Origin of the sequence: Rhodococcus rhodochrous, assembly GCF_900187265.1 — a bacterium.
Taxonomy (GTDB): Bacteria; Actinomycetota; Actinomycetes; order Mycobacteriales; family Mycobacteriaceae; genus Rhodococcus; species Rhodococcus rhodochrous.
Genome location: NZ_LT906450.1, coordinates 4,519,551 through 4,544,814 on the forward strand (window position 1 = coordinate 4,519,551; position 25,264 = coordinate 4,544,814).

Annotated in this window: 22 protein-coding genes; 12 read left to right on the top strand and 10 right to left on the bottom strand. The window is 68.3% G+C overall.

Annotation, left to right across the window (positions count from 1 at the left end):
* Nucleotides 1–51 precede the first annotated feature (51 nt).
* A complete protein-coding gene (locus CKW34_RS20610) occupies nucleotides 52–432 on the top strand; it encodes a hypothetical protein (RefSeq protein ID WP_059383804.1) in 381 nt (126 codons plus the stop codon).
* A 4-nt stretch (nucleotides 433–436) separates the two neighbouring features.
* Here CKW34_RS20610 and CKW34_RS20615 read toward each other — a convergent pair whose 3' ends face one another.
* Nucleotides 437–2,011, bottom strand: a complete 1,575-nt coding sequence (locus CKW34_RS20615) for a hypothetical protein (protein ID WP_059383803.1) — start codon at nucleotides 2,009–2,011, stop codon at nucleotides 437–439.
* 110 nt (nucleotides 2,012–2,121) lie between these two features.
* Between CKW34_RS20615 and CKW34_RS20620 the strand changes: the two genes are divergently transcribed.
* From CKW34_RS20620 to aroD, 3 genes are all read left to right on the top strand, one after another.
* A complete protein-coding gene (locus CKW34_RS20620; RefSeq protein WP_059383802.1) occupies nucleotides 2,122–2,445 on the top strand; it encodes a hypothetical protein in 324 nt (107 codons plus the stop codon).
* 117 nt (nucleotides 2,446–2,562) lie between these two features.
* Nucleotides 2,563–4,224: an MDR family MFS transporter gene (locus tag CKW34_RS20625; protein ID WP_059383801.1), complete on the top strand. Its 1,662-nt coding sequence runs from the start codon at nucleotides 2,563–2,565 to the stop codon at nucleotides 4,222–4,224.
* A 42-nt stretch (nucleotides 4,225–4,266) separates the two neighbouring features.
* On the top strand, nucleotides 4,267–5,037 hold the full coding sequence (gene aroD / locus CKW34_RS20630; protein WP_059383800.1) for a type I 3-dehydroquinate dehydratase: 771 nt from the start codon (nucleotides 4,267–4,269) through the stop codon (nucleotides 5,035–5,037).
* Here the strand turns inward: aroD and crcB are convergent, their stop codons facing one another.
* Genes crcB through CKW34_RS20645 form a run of 3 tightly spaced genes read right to left on the bottom strand, consistent with a single transcriptional unit; the run spans nucleotide 5,038 to nucleotide 6,745 of the window.
* Entirely contained in the window at nucleotides 5,038–5,406 is a 369-nt protein-coding gene (gene crcB, locus CKW34_RS20635; RefSeq protein WP_059383799.1) for a fluoride efflux transporter CrcB, read from the bottom strand.
* Nucleotides 5,403–5,861, bottom strand: a complete 459-nt coding sequence (locus tag CKW34_RS20640) for a fluoride efflux transporter FluC (protein WP_059383798.1) — start codon at nucleotides 5,859–5,861, stop codon at nucleotides 5,403–5,405. The genes crcB and CKW34_RS20640 overlap by 4 nt, the downstream gene beginning before the upstream one ends.
* Nucleotides 5,846–6,745 carry an alpha/beta fold hydrolase gene (locus tag CKW34_RS20645; protein ID WP_059383797.1) on the bottom strand — a complete coding sequence of 300 codons (900 nt, stop codon included), beginning with the start codon at nucleotides 6,743–6,745 and terminating at the stop codon, nucleotides 5,846–5,848. The genes CKW34_RS20640 and CKW34_RS20645 overlap by 16 nt, the downstream gene beginning before the upstream one ends.
* A gap of 138 nt (nucleotides 6,746–6,883) precedes the next feature.
* Here CKW34_RS20645 and CKW34_RS20650 point away from each other — a divergent pair, with 138 nt between their 5' ends.
* Together CKW34_RS20650 and CKW34_RS20655 are read left to right on the top strand one after the other, a co-directional pair.
* Nucleotides 6,884–8,230 (top strand): cytochrome P450, encoded by a 1,347-nt coding sequence (locus CKW34_RS20650; RefSeq protein ID WP_059383796.1) that lies wholly within the window; start codon nucleotides 6,884–6,886, stop codon nucleotides 8,228–8,230.
* Between the two features lie 20 nt (nucleotides 8,231–8,250).
* Nucleotides 8,251–10,371 (top strand): thiamine pyrophosphate-dependent enzyme, encoded by a 2,121-nt coding sequence (locus tag CKW34_RS20655; RefSeq protein WP_095092056.1) that lies wholly within the window; start codon nucleotides 8,251–8,253, stop codon nucleotides 10,369–10,371.
* Here the strand turns inward: CKW34_RS20655 and CKW34_RS20660 are convergent, their stop codons facing one another.
* Nucleotides 10,372–11,079: an HNH endonuclease family protein gene (locus tag CKW34_RS20660; RefSeq protein ID WP_059383795.1), complete on the bottom strand. Its 708-nt coding sequence runs from the start codon at nucleotides 11,077–11,079 to the stop codon at nucleotides 10,372–10,374. It lies immediately after the preceding gene.
* A gap of 38 nt (nucleotides 11,080–11,117) precedes the next feature.
* Nucleotides 11,118–12,140, bottom strand: coding sequence for a beta-ketoacyl-ACP synthase III (locus CKW34_RS20665; protein WP_059383794.1), 1,023 nt, complete (start codon nucleotides 12,138–12,140; stop codon nucleotides 11,118–11,120).
* A 162-nt stretch (nucleotides 12,141–12,302) separates the two neighbouring features.
* Between CKW34_RS20665 and CKW34_RS20670 the strand changes: the two genes are divergently transcribed.
* The 3 genes from CKW34_RS20670 (at nucleotide 12,303) to CKW34_RS20680 (ending at nucleotide 16,196) form a co-directional block, all read left to right on the top strand.
* Nucleotides 12,303–12,911: an SAM-dependent methyltransferase gene (locus tag CKW34_RS20670; RefSeq protein WP_059383793.1), complete on the top strand. Its 609-nt coding sequence runs from the start codon at nucleotides 12,303–12,305 to the stop codon at nucleotides 12,909–12,911.
* Nucleotides 12,912–13,008: 97 nt separating this feature from the next.
* On the top strand, nucleotides 13,009–14,844 hold the full coding sequence (locus CKW34_RS20675; protein WP_059383792.1) for an acyl-CoA dehydrogenase: 1,836 nt from the start codon (nucleotides 13,009–13,011) through the stop codon (nucleotides 14,842–14,844).
* Between the two features lie 140 nt (nucleotides 14,845–14,984).
* Nucleotides 14,985–16,196 (top strand): oxygenase MpaB family protein, encoded by a 1,212-nt coding sequence (locus tag CKW34_RS20680; protein ID WP_059383791.1) that lies wholly within the window; start codon nucleotides 14,985–14,987, stop codon nucleotides 16,194–16,196.
* A gap of 75 nt (nucleotides 16,197–16,271) precedes the next feature.
* Here the strand turns inward: CKW34_RS20680 and CKW34_RS20685 are convergent, their stop codons facing one another.
* Both CKW34_RS20685 and CKW34_RS20690 read right to left on the bottom strand, forming a co-directional pair.
* A complete protein-coding gene (locus tag CKW34_RS20685) occupies nucleotides 16,272–18,803 on the bottom strand; it encodes a VanW family protein (RefSeq protein ID WP_174479662.1) in 2,532 nt (843 codons plus the stop codon).
* 230 nt (nucleotides 18,804–19,033) lie between these two features.
* Entirely contained in the window at nucleotides 19,034–20,347 is a 1,314-nt protein-coding gene (locus CKW34_RS20690; protein WP_006552665.1) for an acetyl-CoA C-acetyltransferase, read from the bottom strand.
* Between the two features lie 124 nt (nucleotides 20,348–20,471).
* Between CKW34_RS20690 and CKW34_RS20695 the strand changes: the two genes are divergently transcribed.
* Together CKW34_RS20695 and CKW34_RS20700 are read left to right on the top strand one after the other, a co-directional pair.
* A complete protein-coding gene (locus CKW34_RS20695; RefSeq protein ID WP_059383865.1) occupies nucleotides 20,472–21,818 on the top strand; it encodes a 3-oxoacyl-ACP reductase in 1,347 nt (448 codons plus the stop codon).
* Complete coding sequence (locus CKW34_RS20700; protein ID WP_059383790.1) at nucleotides 21,819–22,676, top strand: MaoC/PaaZ C-terminal domain-containing protein; 858 nt, start codon at nucleotides 21,819–21,821, stop codon at nucleotides 22,674–22,676. It abuts the gene before it with no gap.
* 114 nt (nucleotides 22,677–22,790) lie between these two features.
* Here the strand turns inward: CKW34_RS20700 and CKW34_RS20705 are convergent, their stop codons facing one another.
* Nucleotides 22,791–23,399 (bottom strand): TetR/AcrR family transcriptional regulator, encoded by a 609-nt coding sequence (locus CKW34_RS20705; protein WP_006552668.1) that lies wholly within the window; start codon nucleotides 23,397–23,399, stop codon nucleotides 22,791–22,793.
* A gap of 75 nt (nucleotides 23,400–23,474) precedes the next feature.
* The gene (locus CKW34_RS20710) at nucleotides 23,475–24,653 is read right to left on the bottom strand and encodes a glycoside hydrolase family 3 N-terminal domain-containing protein (RefSeq protein ID WP_059383864.1); all 1,179 of its coding nucleotides are present in this window, start codon (nucleotides 24,651–24,653) and stop codon (nucleotides 23,475–23,477) included.
* A 113-nt stretch (nucleotides 24,654–24,766) separates the two neighbouring features.
* On the opposite strand from CKW34_RS20710, the gene CKW34_RS20715 reads away from it, so the two are divergent.
* Nucleotides 24,767–25,234 carry a universal stress protein gene (locus CKW34_RS20715; protein ID WP_016695522.1) on the top strand — a complete coding sequence of 156 codons (468 nt, stop codon included), beginning with the start codon at nucleotides 24,767–24,769 and terminating at the stop codon, nucleotides 25,232–25,234.
* Nucleotides 25,235–25,264: the final 30 nt, after the last annotated feature.

A 25,264-nucleotide genomic window follows, 5' to 3' on the forward strand; every position in this document is an offset into this window, starting at 1 on the left:
CGGTTCTGCCGAAGCCCTGTGAACCCCGACACTGTGAGGTGGAATAGGAAAATGGATATCGCCACGACACCCCCTACCGAACGTCGCAAGCTCGCACTCGCCGCGGTGAAGGAACTCGGTCCCCAACGCACCGAGAAGGCCATCCTCAAGGTTCGTTGCCCCAAGGGCCACACCGTGGCGGCGGTGTACAACACCACCGAGGGTCAGGTCGTGGTCTCCCGCAGCGGTCCCGGCGGCCGCGGCAACCGCGACCGCGAAGCGACACCGCACAACGGCACATCACTCAATTCGGAGTATGTGGACACCCTCGAGGTGACGCAGTTCGAGGACGACGCCATTCCGTCGGGATGCGCGTGCGGTCCGCGCTCACTGTCGCGGAAGAAGATGCAGGACGCCGTGGCGACACACGCTCACGTCATCAACCTGACCTGATCCCTCACAGACCGAAACGCAACTGCACCCGGAACACGTCGAGCACCTCGTCGACCCACGCCAGGATCGACAGCGTCGAATCGATGTTCTGCGGTGGTGTGCGCACGAGGGTGTCGTGCCGGAGCAGACGCTCGAAATCCACGGCGACAGGACCGTTTCGCACCGTTCCGTTCGGCGACCGGAATTCGACGCCGGCACGCACCATCACGTCGATGATCTCCTGGGCGAGGATCCCGTAGGCGACCGTCGTCGGGTGCACACCGTCGAGGGAGAACAATCCCCCGCTGTCGCGACCGCCGTGACCGTCGGCCGACAGGAAACGCGTGTCCGGTACCGGGTCGAGCGCGGCGAGCGCCGGCGGTAGCGGGTACGGCTGCCACCATGCGGGTCGAGCATCGAGGTCGTCGACGTAGCGGCGCGCGGCCAGGCGGTCGAGGATGCCCGCGGTGTCGAGCAGATACCAGTCCAGTCCGGCACGTCGCGCGTCGGCGACCGCTTCGGTGATCGTCTCGTCGAACAGGTCGATCGCGGCGTCGACCATGCGGGCCTGCGCACCGGTGATGTGTTCGTCGCGGCTCGCGTCGAAGCGACGCGCGTCCACCCACGGCCGGGTGTAGTAGGGGAAGTACGGCGAGCCGTTCTTCGTCCCGATCCCCCGGGCGATCGGGGCGATGGTGACGTGCGGGACGGTGCACAGCACCATGTGCCGCGCGTCGATGTCGCGGAGCTTCGCGACGACCTCCGCGAACTCACTGTCGAAATGTTCGGGCCGCCAGATCGTGTAGGCCTGTTTCGCGTCGAGGTCGCGGAAGTCGTCGCCGCTCCACACGACCTGCAGTTCGGTAACGGTCTGCAGTGCGTTGTTCGAACCGAGGAAGACGACGAGTGTCTCGATGCCGGCGTCGGTGTCGCCGTCGTGCTCGGCACCGAGTTCGGCCGCGACGTCGAACAGTGTCATCTCGCGGCGCCCGTCGTCGGTGCCGGGGTAGACGTACAGCGCCGCCCGCTCCCCGTTGTTCTCGACGAGTTGCCGCACGAGATCGTCGCGGGGTGTTGCGATGCGTTCGGCGCAGACGCGGGCGGTCCTCTGCAACGCGTCGCGCAGATCCCAGCCGAAACACGACAGGTTGTGGAGATACCCGACGAGCGGTGGTGTCGCGCCGGGTCCGCGTTCCCAGTAGTCCTCGACCTCGTCCATGAAGCCGCGCGCCGTGAACAGGGCCGTCGGCAGCTCCCACGGTTCGAGCGTCGATCCGTGCCGCTCCTCGATCCGGCGCAACAGCACTTCGACGTTCAGCGGCAGTCCGCCCGGTCCACCGAAGCGCGGGTATCGGAGATCGGCGCCGAGCTCGTGGGCGACGATCGCCGGGACGGAGACGTCGGTGTTGTAGATCGCGCCGCTCTGGAAGCCCTGCAGCAGGGAGTCGCCGAGCGCCACCAACCGGTGTGGCGGTGTGCCGCGGAAGGACCGGGGAACGTCGATGCCGAGGGTCGGGTCGAACACCGGCACCCGCGGCGGCCGGGCAGCACGGGCCACGACCGTGTCGGGTGTGCCCTCCGGGATCTCATCGGCCGTCATCACGCCTCCTCGGCCCCCTCATCGAGGGTAGACAGACGGCAGCACCGTCGTGGCCGGATCCGGGATCGTCGACGGTGAACCCTGTCCGGGCCGACGCGTACCTTCGGAGCATGAGCGACGCCGACTTCGCCCACACCGATCGCGCCGAGAAGAACCGGCGGGACAAGGCCGTGACCCTGGCCCGGTATGCATGGAACCGCGGCATCTCGGGAGCCGAACTGCTCGCCATGACCGACGAGACGCGACGCAAGCTGGCGCGGGCCGCGGATGCGCATCCGCCGCGCACGATGGAGACCTGGGAACTCGCCGCGAGATTGATGGACGAGAAGACGGCGTGGGCGCAGAAGCACCCCGAGCATCCCGCAGCGATCCGCACCGACGAGGACGAGAAGATCATGTGGGTCAAACCGCCCGTGCGGTCCTGGTTCGAGTGACCGGGAGGAAATTGCCTTGCAGCAGAAGTTACCGAGTGCAACAATTTCCGATCGCCTCACCTCTGTGCAGGCCACCTTCACGTAACAGCTCGATATTCCTATTCCGACAGGAACACCGTGACCACCACTTCGGAACCTCTGGTTCTCACCCAGCGACGGATCTGGATCATCTTCTCCGCGCTCATCGCGGGCATGATGCTCGCCAGCCTGGACCAGACTATCGTCTCCACCGCCATGCCCACGATCGTCGGGCAACTCGGCGGCGTCGAACACCAGGCGTGGATCACCACCGCCTACCTGCTCGCGGTGACCATCGTGATGCCGATCTACGGCAAGTTCGGCGACGTCTTCGGGCGCCGGTACCTGTTCCTCATCGCGATCGGCGTGTTCACCCTCGCCTCCGCGGCGTGCTCGATGACCGACGACTTCTGGACCTTCGTGGTCTTCCGCGCGATCCAGGGCTTCGGCGGCGGTGGTCTGATGATCCTGTCGCAGGCGATCATCGCCGACATCGTGCCCGCGAGCGAACGCGGTAAGTACATGGGCCCGCTCGGCGCGATCTTCGGCCTGTCGGCCGTCGGTGGCCCGCTGATCGGCGGCTTCTTCGTCGACCACCTGACGTGGGAGTGGTGCTTCTACATCAACGTGCCGGTCGGCATCATCGCGTTCGTCATCACCTGGTTCGCGCTGCGCCTGCCGGTGAAGAAGCCGACGAAGCGGATCGACATCCTCGGCGTGCTCACGCTGTCGCTCGCCACGACCTGCCTGATCTTCTTCACGGATTTCGGCGGCGACGCCGATCGCGGCTGGACCGCTCCGCTCACGTGGATGTTCGGCGCCGGACTCGTGGTGTTCGTGTGCCTGTTCGTGCTCGTCGAGTCGCGCGCGCAGGATCCGATCATCCCGCTGTCGCTGTTCCGCAACTCGATCTTCGTCAACGCCACGGCCATCGGTTTCGTCCTCGGTCTCGGCATGTTCTCGGCGATCGCGTTCATGCCGACCTTCCTGCAGATGTCGTCGGGCACCTCGGCCGCGGTCTCGGGTCTGTTGCTGCTGCCGATGATGGCCGGTCTCATGATCACCTCGATCGGCTCGGGTCTGGCCATCACCAAGACCCAGCGCTACAAGATCTATCCGATCGTCGGTTCGCTCATCACCGCGGCGGGCATGCTGTGGCTGACCACGCTCGAGGGCGACACCCCGCTGTGGGTGATCTGCTCGATGCTGTTCGTCTTCGGTCTGGGTCTCGGCCTGATCATGCAGGTCGTCATCCTGATCGTGCAGAACGCGGTGCCCGCCGACGAGATCGGCACCGCGACGAGCTCGAACAACTACTTCCGTGAGGTCGGTGCGGCGCTCGGTGTCGCGATCTTCGGCACCATCTTCACCAACCGCCTCGCGGAGAAGCTCGTCGAGGTCTTCACCGCGGCCGGCGCCACACCGGAGCAGGCCGGCCAGGCCACCGCGACCGTCGATCCGGCAGCGATGAAGCTGCTGCCCGATCCCGTCCGCGAAGGCATCATCGACGCCTACGCCGACTCGCTGGCCCCGGTGTTCTGGTACCTCATCCCGTTCCTGCTCATCGCGTTCGTCCTCGCGTGCTTCATCAAGGAGATCCCGCTCTCCGACGAGGCGCTCATGGTCGCGCGGGGCGAGGCGATCGCCGACCCGGCGAAGTCGTCGAAGGACGACACCGTCGTGGTCGTCGAGGGAACCGAGCTCGTCGAGGGATCCGAAGTCGGCTCGGACACTGCGGACAGTGGTTCGAAGCGGTCGTGATCGAATAGGTCCGGCCATCGGACGAAGGAACGGAGACGGCACGTGGGACGAACGATCACACCGGTTCGCGTCAAGGACGTGGTGATCGGTGAAGGCGCACCCACGATCCTCGTCCCCGTCACCGGCCGCACCCCCGAGGTGCTGCGCGAACAGATCGCGGCCGTCGCCGATCGGGCCGACGTCGTCGAATGGCGCGTGGATTTCTTCCACACCGTCGACGACGTCGCCTCGGTGGTCGCGCAGGCCGGTGCCCTCGCCGAACAGTTGCAGGGCACTCCCCTGCTCGCGACCTGCCGCACCGCGAACGAGGGCGGGGAGATCGCGATCGACGACGAGGCGTACGCCGAGCTGACGGTCGCGCTCGCCGAGAGCGGCGCGGTGGATCTGGTGGACGTCGAGTACCGCCGCGACCGTGCCGCCGTCGAGCGGATCGTCGCGGCGGCGCACGCCCGCGGTGTCGCGGTGGTGGCGTCGAACCACGACTTCGACGCCACTCCGCCGAAGGACGAGATCGTCGCGCGGCTGCGCGAGATGCAGGAACTCGGCGCCGACATCTGCAAGATCGCCGTCATGCCGCGGTCGACAGCCGACGTGCTCACGCTGCTCGACGCGACCCGCACCATGCACGAGGACCACGCCGACCGCCCGTTGATCACCATGTCGATGGGCGGTCTCGGCGTGGTGTCGCGGATCGCCGGTCAGGTCTTCGGGTCGGCCGCGACGTTCGGGATGGTCGGCACCGCGTCGGCTCCCGGTCAGGTCGACGCCGGCGAACTGCGCTCGGCGCTCGACCTGATCGACCGCTCGCGCTGATCACCACACGGCGGCGAGACCGAGCCCGGCGGCTACCGCGACGAGCGTGATCGCCAGGGTGCCCAGCGCGATCGCGCAGGCGGCACCGTAGCGGCGCGCCACGATCAGGCGGACGGAGTCGACGCTGGTCGTGCTGAAGGTGGTGAACCCGCCGCAGAACCCCACCCCGACGACGGTGAGCAACTCCGCGGGGGCGTCGTGGAACAGCACCGCACCGGTGAGCAGCCCCAGCAGTAACGAACCGACGACGTTGATCAGCACCGTCGGCCACGGCAGGGACGACCCGGAGCGGGCACGCAGCGCACTGTCGACGACGAAGCGGACGACCGCGCCGAGGCTGCCCGCCAATGCCACCCCCACCACGATCACGACGTGCTCCGGCGTTCACCCAGGCGGGCGGCGAGCGCGATGCCGACGCCGGTCGCGAGCAATCCGGCGAGCACGGTGCCCAGCGCGTAGGTCGCCGCGGCGAGCAGGTACCCGTCGCGCAGCAGCAGGTCGGTGTCGACGGCGAGTGCGCTGTAGGTGGTGAACGAGCCCAGCGCACCGGTGCCCACTCCGAGCCGGACCACCTGCCGCCAGGAGGTGTCGGGTCCGATGCGGATCAGCGCCTCGAGCAGGAAGCCGAGCAGCAGCGCCCCGAGGACGTTGATCGCGAAGGTCGTGACCGGCCAGCCGCCGGACTCGACGGGGAACCACCGACCGAGGCCGTAACGGGCACTCGTCCCGAGCAGGCCGCCCACGGCGACCGCTGCCAACGCCGACGGTCGCAGGTGCAGCGCTCTCGGCAGCGGGCGTTCGCCCTCGCTCACTCCTGGTCCCACAACTCCAGAACAGTAGTGAGGATCTCCTCCGACTCACCGAGACCCCCGAGATGGCTCTCGCCGGGCAGGTGGTGGAACCGGGCGTCGGGCAGCAGGTCCACCATGTGCAGGCCGTGTTCGATCGGGATGATGTGGTCGGTGTCGCCGTGCCACCACCGCACGGGCACCTTCACGTCGGAGACGCGGAAACCCCAGTCGCGGGTGAACACGACGATGTCGGAGAACGGCGCGGAGATCTGGCGTCGGCTGCCGTTGAGCAGGTCGTCGAGGAACATCGCCTTGAACTCGGGACGGGCGAGCAGGCGGCGGTCGGCCTCGGGTGAGAGACGTCCGTACAGGTCGATGATCGGCGACGCGAACGGGCGCACTACGCGGATCGCCGCGCTCATCGCCACACCGATCGGGACACCCGCGGTCTGCAGTGCCGGCGCGACGAAGGCACCCAGTTTCATCAGGTTGCTGTCGATCGCCTCGGGACCGACCACCGGTGCCACACCGCCGAGGACCGCGGCCGCGACGACCCGTTCGCGCAGCGCATAGGCAGCGGCGAGGGTGTAGGGACCGCCGCCGGACAGTCCGACGATCGCCATGCGGTCGACACCGAGGGTGTCCGCGACGATGCGCAGGTCGTCGCTGAACGCGAGGACGTTCTCGTAGATGTGCGGCGTCGACGAACCGATCCCCGGACGGTCGACCCCGATGAGGCGGATGTGGTTCCGTTCGGCGAAGGCGCGGGCCTCGATGGGGACCTGGCGGCGGGCACCCGGCGTGCCGTGCAGCCAGAACACCGTGCGGCCCTGGGCCGACCCGAACTCGGCGAAACCGAGCCGGCGGCCCTCCCCGACCGCGACGGTGCCTTCGAGCTTGGGTCGTTCGACGTCCATGGCGCCAGCATGGCACGCACCCGCACGCCCGACCAGCGACCGTCCCGTGGGACGAATCGACGCAACCGAGATGTGATGCGCGCTACATTGGATCTGACTACAGCCAGCGTCAGATTCCGACCACCCGGAGATGCGCCCGTGACGAAGATGCTCGCTCCCCCGCCTCCAGGCCTCGCTCCCGTCCCCGGCGACAACGGCCTCCCCTATGTCGGTTACGCGCTGAAGTACATGCGCGATCCCGTTGCGGCGTATACGCATCGGTACCACGAGCACGGCCCGGTCTCGTGGTTCCGCTTCGCCGGGCATCCCTGGGTGGTGCTGCTCGGCCCCGACGCCGTCGGCGCGGCCCTGCAGAACCGCGACCGCGCGCTGCTGAACGGACCGGGATGGCGGGCACTGATCGGACCGTTCTTCGACCGTGGGCTCATGCTGCTCGACGGCGACGAGCACACCGCGCACCGTCGCATCATGTCGCAGGCGTTCACCCGCGACCGCCTGTCCCTCTACACCGACCGCATGCACCCGTCGATCGAACGGACCCTCGACGGGTGGACACCGCGCGACGATTTCCGCGTGTACCCGGCGCTCAAGGAACTGACCCTGGGTCTCGCGACGGAGATCTTCATGGGCGGCGCCGAGGGGTCGTCCGCACGCGAGATGGACGAGGTGAACCGGGCTTTCATCGGATGCGTGCAGGCGGCCACCGCCATCGTGCGCTACCCGCTTCCGGGCACGCGGTGGCGTCGCGGCATCGTGGGACGGGCACGCCTCGAGAAATTCTTCCGGCACTACCTCCCCGCGCGTCGTGCGGGGGACGGCGACGACATCTTCTCGGTGTTCTGTCACGTCGAATCCGAAGAAGGCGAACGATTCTCGGACGACGACGTGGTCAACCACATGATCTTCCTGATGATGGCCGCGCACGACACCTCGACGATCACACTGTCGACGGCGATGCAGTATCTCGGCCAGTTCCCCGAATGGCAGCAGCGCTGCCGCGAGGAGTCCGACGCGCTCGGCACCACCACGCCGAGCTTCGACCGGCTCGACGAACTGACCTCGCTGGACCTGGTGATCAAGGAATGCCAGCGGCTGGTGACCCCGGTGCCGGGTGTCGTGCGACGCGCGGCGAAGGACACCGAGATCCTCGGCCACTTCGTCCCGAAGGGAACCCTCCTCAATCTCGGGATGCACTTCTCCCACCACATGCCTGAATTGTGGCCCGACCCGGAGCGTTTCGATCCCGAGCGGTTCTCGCCGGAGCGCCGCGAGGACAAGGTGCACAAGTACGCGTGGGCGCCCTTCGGCGGTGGCGCGCACCGATGCCTGGGCATGCACTTCTCGGGAGCGGAGATCAAGACGGTGCTGCACCATCTGCTGCTGCGTTTCCGCTGGCACGTGCCGGCCGACTACGTCGCGCCGATGAACTTCACGTCGCTGCCGTTCCCGAACGACGGGGGTCCGATCCACCTCCTTCCGAGGTGATCAGGGCGTAGAAAGAAGGGGTGACCGCCGCCGACGAACTCGACGAACGTTTCGTCACCGCGGTGCGCGCTCTGCCCGGGCACGCACCGCCGACGCGTCCGGTCGACCGGCGGGTCGACGACGATCTGCTGGTGCGATACTTCGACGCCCAGGTGCAGTCGCGGCACCTCGATGTCGCGGCCCGCACCCTGCAGGGACGCGGCGAGGGTTTCTACACCATCGCGTCGGCGGGCCACGAATCGAACGCCGCGTTGGGATTGTGCACGCGGGTGACGGATCCCGCTCTGCTGCACTACCGTTCGGGCGGTTTCTACGCGGCTCGCGGGTCGTTCGTCGAGGGCAGCACCCCGATCCGCGACGTACTCGCCGGATGCGCGGCGTCCACGCTCGATCCGATCTCGGCGGGCCGGCACAAGGTGTTCGGCAACGCCGACCTGAACATCCTGCCGCAGACGTCGACCATCGCCTCGCACCTGCCGCGGGCCGTCGGTCTCGCCCTCGCGCTCCCGCGGATGCAGCGACTCGGGCTCGACGCGGCGTGGCCGTGGGATTCGGTGGTGGTGTGCAGTTTCGGTGACGCCTCGGCGAACCATTCGACGGCCGTCGGCGCCCTGAACGCGGCCGCCTACTGCCGTCACCGCGGGTTGCCGTTGCCGTTGCTGCTGGTGTGCGAGGACAACGGACTCGGCATCAGCGTGCCCACCCCGCCCGGCTGGCTCGAGCGGTCGCTGTCGTCGTATCCGGGGATCGAGTACCGGTCGGTGGACGGCGCCGATCCGGTGGAGATGCTCGCTGCCGCAACCGATGCCGTGGAGACGGTGCGCACGACCCGGGCTCCGGTCCTGTTGCACGTGCGGGTGGTGCGTTTCCTCGGTCATGCCGGTTCCGACGTCGAGTCGGCCTACCGCAGCCCGTCGGATCTCGCCGCCGATCACGAACGGGACCCTCTGGTGGGCACGGCCCGTGAACTCGTCGCACGCGGAGTGCTCGATGCCGCAGGGGTTCTCGACCGGTACGAGCGGATACGGGCCGAGGTCGACTCCGTCGCGGACTCACTGCGGCGACCGCCGCGACTGGCGACCGCCGCCGAAGTGATGCGCCCGCTCGAATCCGGGCTCGTGCACGTCGACGACGATCCGCACCCTGCCGGTGAACCGCTCACGCTCGCCCGGGCCGTCACCCGCACGCTCGGGCAATTGCTCGAGGAGGATCCCCACGTCTGCGTCTTCGGTGAGGACGTCGGTCTCAAGGGCGGGGTCTACGGGGTCACCCGAGGACTGCAGGAACGCTTCGGGCGCCTGCGCGTGTTCGACACCCTGCTCGACGAACAGACGATCCTCGGCACCGCGCTGGGCTTCGCCGTCGCGGGCATGCTGCCGATCCCGGAGATCCAATACCTGGCCTATCTGCACAACGCCGAGGACCAGTTGCGCGGGGAGGCGGCGAGTCTGGCGTTCTTCTCCGACGGGCGGTACCGCAATCCGATGGTCGTGCGCATCGCGGGCCTGCCCTACCAGCGCGGCTTCGGCGGGCACTTCCACAACGACGATTCCGTCGCGGTGCTGCGCGACATCCCCGGTCTCGTGCTGGCCGTGCCGAGCTCACCCGCCACGGCCGGTGCCCTGCTGCGCACGTGCGTCGAGCTGGCCCGCCGGGAAGGCCGGGTCTGCGTGTACCTGGAACCGATCGCGCTGTACCACCGACGCGACCTCTACGACGAGGGCGACGGACTGTGGCAGCAGGTTCCCGACACCGCCGGACTCCCACCGGGATCGGTGTGCGTCTACGGAGACGGGCGCGACGTGCTGGTGGCGACCTTCGGGAACGGGGTGCCGATGAGTCTGCGGGCCGTCCGTCGCGCGGGAGTCGCAGCGACCGTCCTCGACCTGCAGTGGTTGTCGCCGCTGCCGACGACCGCGCTGCTCGAACACGTCCGCCGCTTCGAGCGCGTGGTGGTGGTCGACGAGACACGGCGCAGCGGAGGGGTCGCGGAATCGGTCGTCGCGACCCTCGTCGACGATGCGTGGCAGGGCCGGATCACGCGGGTCACCTCCCACGACAGCTACGTGCCCCTCGGGCCGGCCGCGGCGCACGTGCTGATGTCGGAGGACGACATCGTGCGGGCCCTGCTGGAGGCGTGATCAGCAGGAAGCGAGGACGCGCGCCATCGCGTCGTGTTCCGCCTGGGTGACCCACAGTTCGTAGACGGTCTTCACCTCGATCTGCCGCACGACGTACTCGCAGTGGTAGGCGGTGTTCGGCGGCAGCCACTCCGACGCGTCGGAGTCGCCCTTGCCCTGGTTGGTGGGGCCGTCGACGGCGATCAGGTTGCGCGGATCGTTCGCGAGGTTCCGCTTCGCCTGATCGTCCAGATAGCGAGCGCCCTTCTTCCACGCATCGGACAGGGCCACGACATGGTCGATCTGCACGGCGGACGAGGTCTCGACCCCTCGACGGAAGGAGATCGTCTTCCCCGTGTACGGGTCCTCGAGGGTGCCGGCGACGACCGTGCACTGCTTCTTCCCCGGCTCGAAGGAGACGTCGACGAGGTCGCGCCGGAGGATGTCGTTACGGGTGTCGCAGCCGTTGCGCCCCAGGTCGACGGTCACCTCGTCGGTCCAGGCCGAACCGAACAGCGAACGGTCGTAGCCACTCTGCGGTTCGGCGGGCCGGACGGGCAGTGCCGCCAGCGCCTCGAGGGCTTCGGAGGGGTTCTCGACCGTGCCGCCGCCGGGACCGGCCGGTTCGTCGTCCCCCACGGGTTCGAGGAGGACGACGACCACGCTGACCACGATGAAGCACAGGATCCAGACCCAACGGGGAATGGACGACGTGCGAGTGCTCGCCATATGTCGATACTGCTACGAAGTCGTACTGCCGCTGCTTCCTACTTCGCCAGCGGGGGCATCTTCACGACCTGGCCCGCGTACGACAGGCCGGCACCGAACGCGAGGAGCAGCGCGGTGGATCCGGCCTCGACCTGACCGGTGCGCAGCATCTTCTCCATCGCCAGCGGGATGGACGCGGCGGAGGTGTTGCCTGTCTCGATGATGTCGTCGGCGACCGCGACCGTCTCGGGCAGTTCGAGCTGCTTGACGATGACATCGTTGATGCGCAGGTTGGCCTGGTGCGGGACGAAGGCGTCGAGGTCCTCGAGGGCCACGCCGGCCTTGTCGGCGATCTGCCGGGCGAACTTGCTCATCTCGAAGGCGGCCCAGCGGAAGACCGCGGTGCCCTCCATGATGATCCAGGGACGCTTCTGGTTCGGGTTGGTGGCGAAGTCGACCCAGTCGGGTTCCTGACGGATCGCGTTGGCCTGGGAACCGTCGGAGCCCCAGACGGTGGGGCCGACGCCGACCTCGTCGGACGGGCCGACGACCACGGCACCGGCACCGTCGCCGAAGATGAAGCGCACCGAGCGATCGGTGGGCTCGGTGGTGTCGCTCATGCGCTCGACGCCGACGACGAGCACGTGCTCGGCCGTTCCGGCGCGCACGAGGTCGGAGGCGACACCGAGGGCGTAGCAGAAGCCTGCGCAGCCGGCCTGGATGTCGAGCGCCGCGGCACCACCGGTGCCGATGCGGTCGGCGACGAGAGCCGCGGCCTGCGGGGTCTGGAAGGGGTAGGTGGAGGTCGCGACGATCACGGTGTCGATCTGCGCACCCGTGAGACCGGCGGCCGCGAGGGCCTGCTCGGCGGAGCTCGTCGCCATGTCGACGACCGACTCCCCCGGATGCTGCTTCGCGAAGCGGCGCTCCTTGATGCCGGACCGCGACTGGATCCATTCGTCGCTCGAGTCGATCTGCTGGCAGATCTCGTCGTTGGTGACGATGCGCTCGGGGCGGTGCACACCCAGACCGAGCAGCGCGCTGTTCCTCAGCGGGGCGGGGACAGCGATCTGTGCACCCATCAGACGAACTCCTCCTCCTCGATGTACCTCGTGTCGGCACATCGCATCCGGTCAACGATATCGCAGGTCACGGTTTCGTCACAGCGCAGCCCCGACGATGCGCTTCCGTGACCGGTACCGCAAGCGGCCGTCCCGTCCACCGGACGAGGCTAGCGTCGCGGTATGGATGCACGGGACTGGAACGAGAAGTATGCGGCGTCGGAACTGATCTGGGGCGCACCGCCCAATCCGGTGATCGTCGAACACGTGGCGTCGCTGCCGCACGGTCGCGCCCTCGATCTCGGGTGCGGTGAAGGTCGTCACTCCCTGTGGCTGGCGACGCGCGGATGGGAGGTCGTGGGCGTCGACTTCTCGGAGGTCGCCCTCGACAAGGCCCGCCGGATCGCAGCGCAGGCACCGTCGCGTTCGCGGGACCGGCTCCGTTACGTCCTCGCGGATGTGACGGCCGACTCGTTCGACGGCGGATATGACCTGATTCTCTTAGCCTTCCTGCATTTCCCTCCGCCACAGCGGAGGGCGCTTCTCGACCGTGCGATCAATTCGCTGAAACCTGAAGGAATCCTCATATTCCTGGGGCACGATGCGATAAATCCCGACGAGGGCGTGGGTGGACCGCAGGACAAGGAAATCCTCTACACACCAACCGATCTCGTCGAGGAAATCGACGGCAGATTGGAAATCAGGATTGCCGAACGGCGATATCGGGAAACCGATGCGGGAACCGCGATCGACGTGCTCGTCGTGGCGAGCAAACCACCTCTTGGCAGTTAGTTGCCTGACGAGTAACATGGAGATGTTACCGACGAGTAATAACTTGGGCGGTACTTGAAGCCAGCTGGACCGCACCACACTGGGAGACACCGACGACATGGGCCATTACAAGAGCAACCTCCGCGACCTCGAGTTCAACCTCTTCGAATTCCTGAAGATTCAGAAGGTCCTCGAAGCCGGCAAGTTCGGCGATCTGGACGAGGACACCGCACGCGGCATCCTCGCCGAGGTCAAGGCACTGGCCGAGGGGCCGGCCGCCGAAGGCTTCGCCGACGCCGACCGCAACCCGCCGGTCTTCGACCCCGAAACCCATTCGGTGTCGCTTCCCGAGCCGTTCAAGAAGTCGTTCCGCGCCTGGTGGGACGCCGGTTACTGGTCGATGGGCATCCCTGAGGAGATCGGCGGCACCGACGCACCCCGCAGCCTCCTGTGGGCCGTCAACGAGATGATGCTCGGCGCCCAGCCGGCGGCGTTCATGTACGCGGCCGGTCCGGCCTTCGCGGGCGTGCTGTACGACAACGGCACCGATGAGCAGAAGCAGTGGGCCGCCACCTGCGTCGAGCGCGGCTGGGGCGCCACCATGGTCCTCACCGAGCCCGACGCCGGCTCCGATGTCGGCGCCGGTCGCACCAAGGCGATCAAGCAGGACGACGGCTCCTGGCACATCGAGGGCGTCAAGCGGTTCATCACCTCGGCCGACTCCGACGACCTGTTCGAGAACATCTTCCACCTCGTCCTCGCCCGCCCCGAGGGCGCCGGTCCGGGCACCAAGGGCCTGTCGCTGTTCTTCGTCCCGAAGTTCCACTTCGACTTCGAGAAGAACGAGATGGGCGAGCGCAACGGCGTGTTCGTCACCAACGTCGAGCACAAGATGGGCATCAAGGCCTCCGCGACCTGCGAGGTCACCTTCGGTGGCCACGGTGTTCCGGCCAAGGGCTGGCTCGTCGGTGAGGTCCACAACGGCATCGCGCAGATGTTCGACGTCATCGAGCACGCTCGCATGATGGTCGGCACCAAGGCCATCGCGACCCTGTCGACCGGTTACCTCAACGCCCTCGACTACGCCAAGGAGCGCATCCAGGGCGCCGACCTGACCAAGATGTCCGACAAGACCGCCCCGCGCGTGTCGATCATGCACCACCCGGACGTCCGTCGTTCGCTCGCGATGCAGAAGGCCTACTCCGAGGGTCTGCGCGCCGTGTACCTGTACACCGCCGCCCACCAGGACGACTCCGTCGCCGAGCAGGTCTCGGGCGCCGACGCCGGTCTCGCGCACCGCATCAACGACCTGCTGCTGCCGGTCGTCAAGGGTTGCGGCTCCGAGCGCGCCTACCAGTACCTGAAGGATTCGCTCCAGACCCTCGGCGGTTCGGGCTTCCTGCAGGACTACCCGATCGAGCAGTACATCCGCGACTCGAAGATCGACTCGCTGTACGAGGGCACCACCGCCATCCAGGCGCAGGACTTCTTCTTCCGGAAGATCGCCCGCGACCGCGGTGTGGCGCTCGCCCACGTCGCCGGTGAGATCAAGAAGTTCGTCGAGCGCGACGACGCCGACCAGCGTCTGAAGAAGGAGCGCACGCTCCTGGCCACCGCCCTCGGCGAGACCCAGACGATGGTCGCCACGCTCACCCAGTACCTCATGGGTGCGCAGGAGCAGCCCACCGAGCTGTACAAGGTCGGTCTCGGTTCGGTCCGCTTCCTCGAGGCGTTCGGCGATCTGATGATCGGCTGGCTGCTGCTCGAGCACGCCGAGATCGCGCTCTCCGCGCTCGACGACGGCGTCGACGCCTCGGACAAGGCGTTCTACGAGGGCAAGGTCGCGGCCGCGTCCTTCTTCGCCAAGAACGTCCTGCCGGAGCTGAGCGTCGCGCGTCAGATCATCACCGACGTCGACCTCGACATCATGGAGCTCGACGAAGCGGCGTTCTGATCGAACCGCTCACGGCGGTAGCGCGATAGACGAGACCGACGTTGTGTGCGATGTCCCGACGGATTTCGCACACGACGTCGGTCTCGTCGTTTTCGGGAGCAGCGTTGACAACCTTTGTTGTCAGTAGCACTCTGAGCTCTGTGACCATCACCGGCACGTCGACGACGACTCGGTACATGCGCGACCGCGAGAAGGCCGCCCGCATCACCGCACCCCTGCGCCCCTTCGCGGGACGCGCTCCCGACGCCACGCCCGAGGAAGCGGACGCCCTGCAGCGCGCCCTGCTCGAGCGCGACGAACCCAGCGCCGAACTGGTGCGGGCCATCCGGCGCGACCGCACCGTCACCCTCGCGCAGTTCCGCACTGCACTGGCCGAGGGCGTCGACGCCGTCCCCGACGCCCCTCCCGTGCTCCGGAAGTACTTCGAGATGCTCGAGGACACCCCCGACTGGGTCGACCGCGACAGGATCGCCCTCGGCGCCCGCACGCTGCGCAGGGTCGGATCCGACGTCGGCGACGTCCTCGCCTACGGCTCGCTGCTCGGCGGATACAACAACTCCGGTCCACTGCCGGTGCTGACGTCGTCCGGTCGCCTCACCGGCGAGCGCACCCGCCGGCGCATCGCCGAGACCGGGACGTGGTGGAACGGGTGCGTCGCCGACGGCGGTCTCGAACGGTTCGGCGAGGGATTCACGCTCTCGGTGCACGTGCGACTGATGCACGCCTTCGTCGACTATCACCACGAGCACGACGGCGAGTGGGACACCGAGTTCCGCGGACTACCGGTCAACCAGTTCGACCAGGCCGGCACCCTGGGCCTGTTCTCGATCACCTTCCTGCTCCACACCCGCGTCCTGGGTGTGCGATACACCCGGCGCGAGGCCGAGGCCGTCCTGCACCTGTGGGCGTACGTCGGGTGGCTGATGGGCGTCGACCCGAAGTGGCTCCGGTTCGAGGAGCGCGCGGGGCTCCGGATGATGTACCAGATCGGGTCGTCCTCGCCCGCTGCCGACGAGAACAGCCATATGCTCGCCCGGTCGCTCGTCGAACTCCCGCTCCACACGCGGTATCCGCGTTTCCAGGCACTGCGTCGACGGTACGAATACGAACGCGGACTGTCGCTCGCGACAACGCTTCTCGGCCCGTCCGGGGTCCTCGCACTGAAGGTCCCGCTGCGTCCGCCGTGGTATCCGGTGGGTCGCTTCGCCGTGAACGTCGTCAAACACCATGTGGTCGGCCGCTTCCCGTCCGGGAAGGCGTGGTTGCAGCGGCACGGTGAGAAGCAACTGCGCGACGCGCAGCTCCGCATCCTCGACGGCGAGATCCCCGACGTGGTGGCGCTTCCCGAGTGACGAAGTAAGGGGAGGTTGTGTGCGGTTTCCTCACCGGAGCCGCACACAACCTCCCCGAAGTTTCGAGGACGTCGGTTACTCCTCCTCGGTTCCACCCGCTGCCGGCGCCTCGGCCGCAGGCGATTCCGGCGCGGGTGCGTCCTCGGCCTCGGCGTCCTCCGATCCGGTGTCGCCGGAGGTCGCGTCGTCGCCACCACCGGAGGGCTCGTCGCTCGGTTCCGGTTCGGGGCTGATGCACTTCACGATCGGGACCGGGTCGTACCGGACCGTGCGCGTCGCGTTCGAGATCTGCGCGCCCGTCCGTGCGTCGGTGACGATCCGGGTGTCGGTGACGGTGAAGCCCTGCGCGCCGCTCGACGGGATGCAGGCCGAACCGGCGGGCAACGTGATCGTGTTGGGCGAGGTGAAGTTCGTGCGGTTGCCGGTGACCGACTGGACGTCGACGGTCTTCGTGCCCCAGATGCGCACCGTGATGTCCGAACTCGTGCCGATCGTCTGGATCAGGACGCCCGTGTCGAACGGGTTGCGAAACTTCAGGTCGATGGCACCGTCGTAGATCGTGGCCTCGCGGGCCGCAGGGTACCGGGAGATGTAGTAGCTGTGCTCGGTATGCTCGACGTCCTCCATACCCGCGAAGTAGGTCGCGTTGTAGAGGGTGGTCGCGAGCTGGCTGATGCCACCGCCCACGGCCTTGCCGGGACGTCCGGACTCGATGATGCCCGACTCGATGTACCCCTGTGCCGCACCGCGCGGACCGGTGTAGTCGTTGAAGGAGAAGGTGTCCCCCGGCTTGACGATGGCGCCGTTGATCTCCTGGGCGGCCAACCGGATGTTGACGCCTGACGCGTATTCGAAGCCGCTGGTGGTGAACTCCGAGACCACCTCCTTGATGCCGAGCTTCTCGGCGCCTTCGGTGGTGAGTTCCGGTTCGGCCTTCCTGTACACCGCGTCGGTGCTGCGGTCGCCCTCCTCCTTCAGCAGGTCGGGCAACCTCTCGAGGGTGACGGGCCAGTCGACCATCTCGCCGGTCTCGCTGGGCACGATCGTCGGGCGACCACCGTCGAGGACGATCCGCGCATCCTTCGGCTCGGTCTCCGACGGCGCGAGCTGCGGCGCGAGGATGCCGATCGCGGCCTCTGGATTGTACTGCGGTTCGAGTCCTCCCGAACCGTTCGGCACGAACGACAGGACGGCGCCCACCGCATCGCGCGGAAGCACACCGACGGCCCCGTCGAGCCCCCGGACGACCAGATCCTGCGCCACGGCCGGAACCGCGACTTCCGCCAGCGCCCGGTCGAGGCCCTCGCGGGTGACGGTGACGTCGACGCTCTCGACGGGCAGCGAGACATCACCGTACGGCCAGCGCTCAGCGAAGACGTCGCCTGCGACGGCCACGTCGAGTTGCTGGCCGGGCTGCGGCGTCACCGGAACGGGAGTGCCGTCCTCGAAGACGATGTTGCCCTCGCGCGGCTCGTGCGCGGCGGCAGCGGCGGCCTTCTCGATGGCTGCGGACAGGGCGACCTCGTCGCGCGTGGAGACCACGCCGACCTCGTCGTTCCCGAAGAACGACGCGAGTCGCGTGAACGGATTGAGCGGCTGCGAACCCACCTGGTCGAGGGTCGCGGGCCAGTCGATCCCGATCCCGGCCTCCGACGGCACGATCTGCCCCTGCGTGTCGCCGGCGGTGACGTCGACGGGCATGTCGAGCCGCGGCGTCAGTTGCTCGGTGAGCTCTGCCTCGGCCGCATCGAGCGACATGCCGCCGATCTCGACACCTGCGACGGTGACACCGCGCGGCACCTTGCCCGACGACAACGCCAGATCGGCCACGTAGAACACGGCGAGCAGCGCGACGACGCCACCGACGACGAGCGCGATCGTGCGCCGGGGCAGATTCGATCCGGACCTGCCCGGTTCGTCGCCGTCTCCGCCGGAACCTCCCGGGCCGCCGGTGGGCGGAGGGGTGACGGGAGGCGGTCCCTGCGGCGGCGGACCCGCCTGCATCTGCTGGGTCGGCTGGTCGCCCTGCGGCGGATGGGCGGCCGACGGCATCGCCGTCGACGTGGGCGGGACGGGAGCCTCCGGCTGTTCGGGGCCGGGTTGTGCCGGGTTCTGTTCCCCCTGCGAACGGAGGAGCCGATCGGTGGCGGCGGACGATCCGTCGCCCGGTGCCCGGTTCCCCGGCGCGACGACCGGAATGACCGCGGTGGGCGCCTCCGAGGGATGGACGTTCTCGGTCGGGGACTCGTCTGCGCCGGTGGGAGCCACCTGCTCCGGGTTCGTGGGAGCCGCCTGCTCCGTGTTCTCAGCGGCGGCCTGCGGGGCAGCCAGGTCTTCCGTCTTCGGCTCGTCGACCCGCGGCTCCGCCGCTCCACTCGCCTCCTGGGCCTCGGCAGCTTCCGGCTGCGGGGCTTCGACGTCGGCCTTCTGGTCGGTGGCACTGCCCGCCTGAGACTCGGTCACCTCCCGGTGAGGATCGACCGCTTCGAAACGCTCGGTAGGAGCCGACTCGGCCTCGCGAGCGGACTCCGCCGTCGAACCGACGTTCTCGGTTCGTGCGTCGTCGTGCTCGTGAGGGGACTCGTCGGTCCCGTTGCTGCCGCTCACCCGGATCCCTTCGCAAAGCTGGACGCGCTGTCGAATTCGCGCGCCGACTACCTGGTTTCAAGGGTAGTGCCCCAGCTTCGGTCGGCTTCGCCCGGAATGCGAAGACCCCGCGTTGCTACCAGGTCGGGGGTCAGGCAGCAGCGCGGGGTCGCTGGGTCTATCGCTGTCCGTCGCGGAGCGTTACACACCGAACGGAACTTTTTTTCTCAACGACTTCCGAGGGGTGTCGATCAGGCCTCGAGAATCGCCGTCACACCCTGTCCACCTGCGGCGCAGATGGAGATCAGGCCGCGGACGGGCTTGCCGGTCTCCTGCTTCTTCTCGTGCAGCATCTTGGCGAGCGAGGCCACGATCCGGCCGCCGGTCGCGGCGAACGGGTGGCCGGCCGCCAGCGACGAGCCGTTGACGTTGAGCTTGCTGCGGTCGATCGAGCCGAGCGGGGCGTCGAGGCCCAGCTTGCCCTTGCAGTACTCCTCCGACTCGAACGCCTGGAGGGTGGCGAGCACCACGGAGGCGAACGCCTCGTGGATCTCGTAGAAGTCGAAGTCCTGCAGGGTCAGGCCGTTGCGCTGCAGCAGGCGCGGGATGGCGTAGGTGGGCGCCATGAGCAACCCGTCTCCACCGTGGATGTAGTCGACCGCGGCGGTCTCGGAGTCCACGAGGTAGGCGAGCACGGGGAGCTTGCGCTCGGCGGCCCACTCCTCGCTCGCCAGCAACGCGGCCGATGCGCCGTCGGTGAGCGGCGTCGAGTTGCCGGCGGTCATGGTGGCGTCGCCCAGCTTGGTGCCGAAGACCGGCTTCAGCGTCGACAGCTTCTCGACCGACGAATCGGGACGCAGGTTGTCGTCGCGGGTCAGCCCGAGGAACGGGGTGACGAGGTCGTCGAAGAAGCCCCGGTCGTAGGCGGCGGCCATGTTGCGGTGGCTCGCGACGGCCAGTTCGTCCTGCGCCTCGCGGGAGACGCCGAACTCCTTGGCGGTGATCGCGGCGTGCTCACCCATCGACAGGCCGGTGCGCGGCTCGCCGTTGCGCGGGATCTCGATGCCGAGCATCGACGGGCGGACGTTGCCGAGCAGCTTGACCCGGTCGGCCGTGGTGCGGGCCCGGTTCAGGGAGAGCAGGAACTCGCGGAGCTGGTTGTTCACGGCGATCGGGGCGTCGGAGGTGGTGTCGACGCCGCCGCCGATACCCGCCTCGATCCGTCCGGCGGCGATGGCGTCGCCGACCGCGATGATCGACTGCAGGCCGGTACCGCAGGCCTGCTGCAGATCCCAGGCCGGGGTGTAGGGGCTCAACGCGCTGCCGAGCACGCTCTCGCGGACGAGGTTGAAGTCGCGGGCGTGCTTGAGGACCGCACCGCCGACGACGGCACCGAGGCGCTCACCCTGCAGGTTGAAACGGCCGACGAGACCGTCGAGGGTGGCGGTGAACATGTCCTGGTTGGACGCGCGGGCGTACTTGCGGTCGGACCGGGCGAACGGGATCCGGTTGCCTCCGAGAACGGCGACACGGCGCTGCTGCGTGGAACGGGCTTTGGTGGTCACTGGTGTCTCCCGGTTTCGGACGGATTCGAATTCTGGCTACTATTCTTACTCACGGGTAAGTTTGTTGTCGAACACGCTTGCTGTCGAACACTGCACCGACGACCGAATCGAAGAAGGTGGAATCGTGGCCGAAGCCAAGGGCGCACCCAAGCTCTACGCCCAGCTCATCTCGTCCGCACCCGGAGCGTTCCTCGCCAAGCAGTTCGGTCTGCCACAGCCCGAGAAGCTCCGGCGCTACCAGCCCGGCGAGCCCCCGCTCCCCGGCCCCGTCCTGCTCGGCGGCAACGGCCGCCTGGTCGAACCGATCCGCAACCTCCTGAGCGACTACACGTTCGCCGAGCCGTCCGACACGAAGTTCGGCGCACTCGTCTTCGACGCTACCGGCATCACCGACCCCGCGGGCCTCGAACAGCTCTTCACGTTCTTCCAGCCCACCCTGCGCAATCTCGCCCCGAGCGGCCGCGTCGTCGTCCTGGGCACCACGCCCGAGGAGGCCCGATCGGTCGACGAGCGCATCGCCCAGCGCGCCCTCGAGGGCTTCACGCGCAGCGTCGGCAAGGAACTGCGTCGCGGTGCCACCGTGCAGCTCGTCTACGTCTCCCCCAAGGCCGCGACCGGCCTGTCCGGTGTGGAGTCGACGCTGCGCTTCCTGCTCTCGGCGAAGTCGGCTTTCGTCGACGCCCAGGTGATCCGCATCGGTGAGGGCGACGCCACCGCCCCCGAGTCGTGGGAGCGTCCGCTCGCCGGCAAGGTCGCGGTCGTCACCGGCGCGGCCCGCGGCATCGGCGCGACGATCGCCGAGGTGCTCGCCCGCGACGGCGCGACCGTCGTCGCCGCCGACGTCCCCGCTGCGGGCGACGCGCTGACCCAGACCGCCAACAAGGTCGGCGGCACCGCCTTCGCGCTCGACGTCACCGCACCCGACGCCGGTGAGAAGCTCGCCGCGCACCTGCTCGAGCGTCACGGCGGCGCCGACATCATCGTCCACAACGCCGGCATCACCCGCGACAAGCTGCTCGTCAACATGGACGCCGCTCGCTGGAACGCCGTGATGGGCGTGAATCTGATCGCCCCGCAGAAGATCACCGACGTGCTCGTCGAGAAGGGCGCGCTGAAGGAGGGTGGCCGGGTCGTCGACGTGTCGTCGATCGCCGGTATCGCCGGTAACCGCGGCCAGACCAACTACGGCGCCTCGAAGGCCGGTGTCATCGGCCTCGTCCAGGCGACCAGCGAGGCGCTCGCCGACAAGAAGATCACCGTCAACGCCGTCGCTCCGGGCTTCATCGAGACCGCCATGACGGCCGCGATCCCGGTCGCCACCCGCGAGGCCGGCCGCCTGATGAGCTCGCTGCAGCAGGGCGGCGAGACCGTCGACGTCGCCGAGACCGTCGCGTGGTTCGCGAACCCCGCGTCGAGCGCCGTGACCGGGCAGGTCGTGCGCGTGTGCGGCCAGTCCATGCTGGGGGCCTAGATGGCACGGATCGAACTGCCCTCGCTGCCGTCGACCTTCGACATCTACAGCCGGGCCGTGCTCGGGGCGCTGCCCGTCGTGGGCGCGTCGGGCGACAGCCTGCCCGACGACGTCCTGGTCCTGCGGTCGCTGAAGGTCGATCCCGACAATCTCGCCGAGTACACCAAGGTGTGCGGGCTGCGGTTCGGCGACAGCCTGCCGCTGACCTATCCGTTCATCCTCACGTTCCCGCTCGTCATGAAACTGATGGTGTCGAAGGGCTTCCCGTTCGCTGCCGTCGGTTCGGTGCACGCCGAGAACGTGATCGAGCAGTTCCGGCCGATCTCGGTCACCGAGCCGCTCGACATCGCGGTGCACGCGGAGAACATGCGCGAACACCGCAAGGGGCTGCTCGTCGATCTCGTCAGCGAGGTCAACGTCGGACGCGAGTTGGTCTGGCGGCAGACGTCGACCTTCCTGCACCAGCAGCGCACGTCGCTGTCGGGTCAGCCCAAGCCGGAGCCGAAGGAGGAGGAGGTTCCCCCGGTCCCCACCTCCACTCTGCGGGTCGACCAGAAGGTCATCGACCGCTACGCTGCGGTCTCCGGTGACCGCAACCCGATCCACGTCTCGACCCTGGGCGCCAAGGCCTTCGGATTCCCGAAGACCATCGCCCACGGCATGTGGAGCGCGGCGGCCACCCTGTCGGCCGTCGAAGGACGGATCCCCGGCAAGGTGACCTACGCGGTGCGGTTCGGGAAGCCGGTCCTGCTGCCGTCGTCGCTGAGCCTGTATGCGCAGCACGTCGCCGACGGATGGGATCTGGCACTGCGGCATCCGAAGAAGCAGTACCCGCACCTGACCGCCACGCTGCGGTAGGGCGGGGAACCACCGAGACTTCGGGCGGGGCGGGACGCGATGGGGGCGTTCCGCCCCGCCCGAACCCTCGTGTGGCGAATACCCTTGTGGCCGAGGCGTTCTCAGTGAGACGGTTCAGTGCATCTGATCGGAACGCTTGCGTCCCGCAAGACCACGCCAGGCGAGGTTCTCGAGCAGATCCGCTGCCTGCTGCACGTCGATCTCACCGCCGGCGATGCGGTCGGCGACGGCCTCACCCGCACCGACGAGTGCGACGGCCATGATCGTGAAGTTCGTGTCGGGTTCCGGATCGCGCGTGCTCGATTCGAGCAGGTGCGCGGTGAGTTCGATCAGCCGGTCGCGGCTGCCCTGCACCTGGGGTGCGAAGGCCTGCTGCGACAACGCCTGACGATAGAGGACCATCCACGACGGCCGGTGCTCGTCGACGAAGCCGAGGAACGACTCGAGCGCGACCCGCAGTTGTTCACGCGGGGCGAGGGTGGGGTCGCCTGCCGGTGTGAGCGCCTCGACGAACCGCTGCCCCTCGCGCGCGATGCACGCCGCGAACAACTCGTCCTTCGACCCGTAGTACAGGTAGAGCATCGGCTTGGAGATCGACGCCCGCGCCGCGATGGCGTCCATGGACGTGTTGTGGAAACCGTGCTCGGAGAACACTTCGACGGCGGCGTCCAGCATCTGTTGCTCGCGGACCGCACGCGGCAGTCGCTTGGTTCCGCCCGCCATGACTCCTCCCAGACTCCTCGAATGAAGTTCTTACTCTACGGTAGGTAGCCTGCGGTCGAAGCAACCTGCGTCATTTCAGCAGTCCAGAGCGCCCTTCGCGCGTGTCACGGTCCGCACCGATTCGTCGACCCATTCGGGTGAGAGCGTGCCCTCCGCGACGACCTGCTCGAGATGGTCGAGCACGGCGGGCACCTCGTCGGTGGTCAGCCACAGCGCCTGGTTCACACCCGCCACCATCGCGGCCTCGACGGCCTCGGTGATGCCGTAGGTGTCGGTGATCGCGCGCATCCCCGACAGGTCGTCGGTGAAGATCACGCCGCCGAAGGCGGGGCCGCCGTAGGCACCCGAGCGGAGCAGGTCCACCGCCGCCGGGCTGATGCTCGCGGGCAGTCCGCCGGTCAGTCCCGGCACGTCGAGGTGGCCGAGCATGACACCCACCTCGGGCGAGACCAGACTGCGGTACGGCACGAGATCGCTCTGCTGCAGTTGTTCGATCGGCGGGGTGGTCACGGCACCGGTGTGCGAATCGCCGGAGGCCGAACCGTGGCCCGGAAAGTGCTTGAGCACCGGCATGATTCCGGCGTCGATCAGTCCCCGCGCGTAGGCGCCGGCGTACTGCGTGACGACCTCGGGATCGTCGGAGAACGAGCGGTCGCCGATGACGGAGTCGTCGGGCTGACTGCTCACGTCGACGTCCGGCGCGAAGTCGACGGTGATGCCCAGCGACTTCAGTTCCTGTCCGCGTTCGAACGCCATCCGGTAGGTCTCGTCGACCGTCATCGTCTGCGCCGTCTCCCGCGCGGACGGGTCGGGCCCGAACAGGTCGCCGACGCGCGACACGCGGCCGCCCTCCTCGTCGATCGTGACCATGAGCGGCAACGCGCTCTGCGCAGCGACCTGCGGCACGAGACGGTCGGTGAGCATCGACGCGTCGGTCCAGCTGCCGATGAAGATGCCGCCGATCTGCTCCGACTCGACGACGGCCTGCGCGTCGGCGGCGCTCGTGACCCCGACGTTGAGCAACTGGGCGAGCTTCTGCCGCAGCGTCAGCCGGGCGAGCAGATCGTCGCCGCAGGTCGCCGACGTCGCAGCTGCGGTCGCCTCGGTGGTCGTGGCGGTCGCGGTGGTGGACGGGGCGGTCGCCGAACTCGACGTCGCCTCGACCGGGTCGTCGCCGCCCGAATCGGACGAACCGCATCCCGCGGTGGTGAGGGCGACCGCGAGCACGGCGGCGACAGTGTGACGGATCCGCATGGTGCCGACGGTAGCGGACGAACCTCGGAGACCCACAGCTCGAACCTCCCCCAGGGACGCTCCGGCGGGTTAAGGTGCACCCGAGCATCCGAATCCGACCCAGGGGGTACGCGGTGGGCGCAGATCTGATCCTCATCGCCTACGACGGTTCCGAGAACTCGAAGCGTGCCGTGCAGTATGCGGGTCGTTTCCTTGAGTCCTGCCGCGCCGTCGTCGTCACCGCCTGGGAACCGATGGTCCGGCAGGCCGCCCGTATGTCCGGCCTGTCCGGCGTCATGCAACCCGACTGGGTGCCCGACGAGGACAGCGAGGACGTCGCATTGTCCGACGCGCGCATCACCAACGACGAGGGCCTCGAGTTGGCCCGCTCGACGGGTCTGCACGCCGAGGGCCGCACCGTCGAGGTCGTCAACGCGGTGTGGTCGGCGATCATCGAGGCCGCCGACGAGCTCGACGTCGACATCATCGTCACCGGTACCCGCGGCACCACCGGTCTGCGGTCGCTGTTGCAGTCGTCGGTGGCCGATCATGTGCTCCGGCACAGTCACAGACCGGTCCTGATCGTGCCGCCGGGTCGCTGACGCCCCGCACCGGGTCACCGGCGCGCCGGG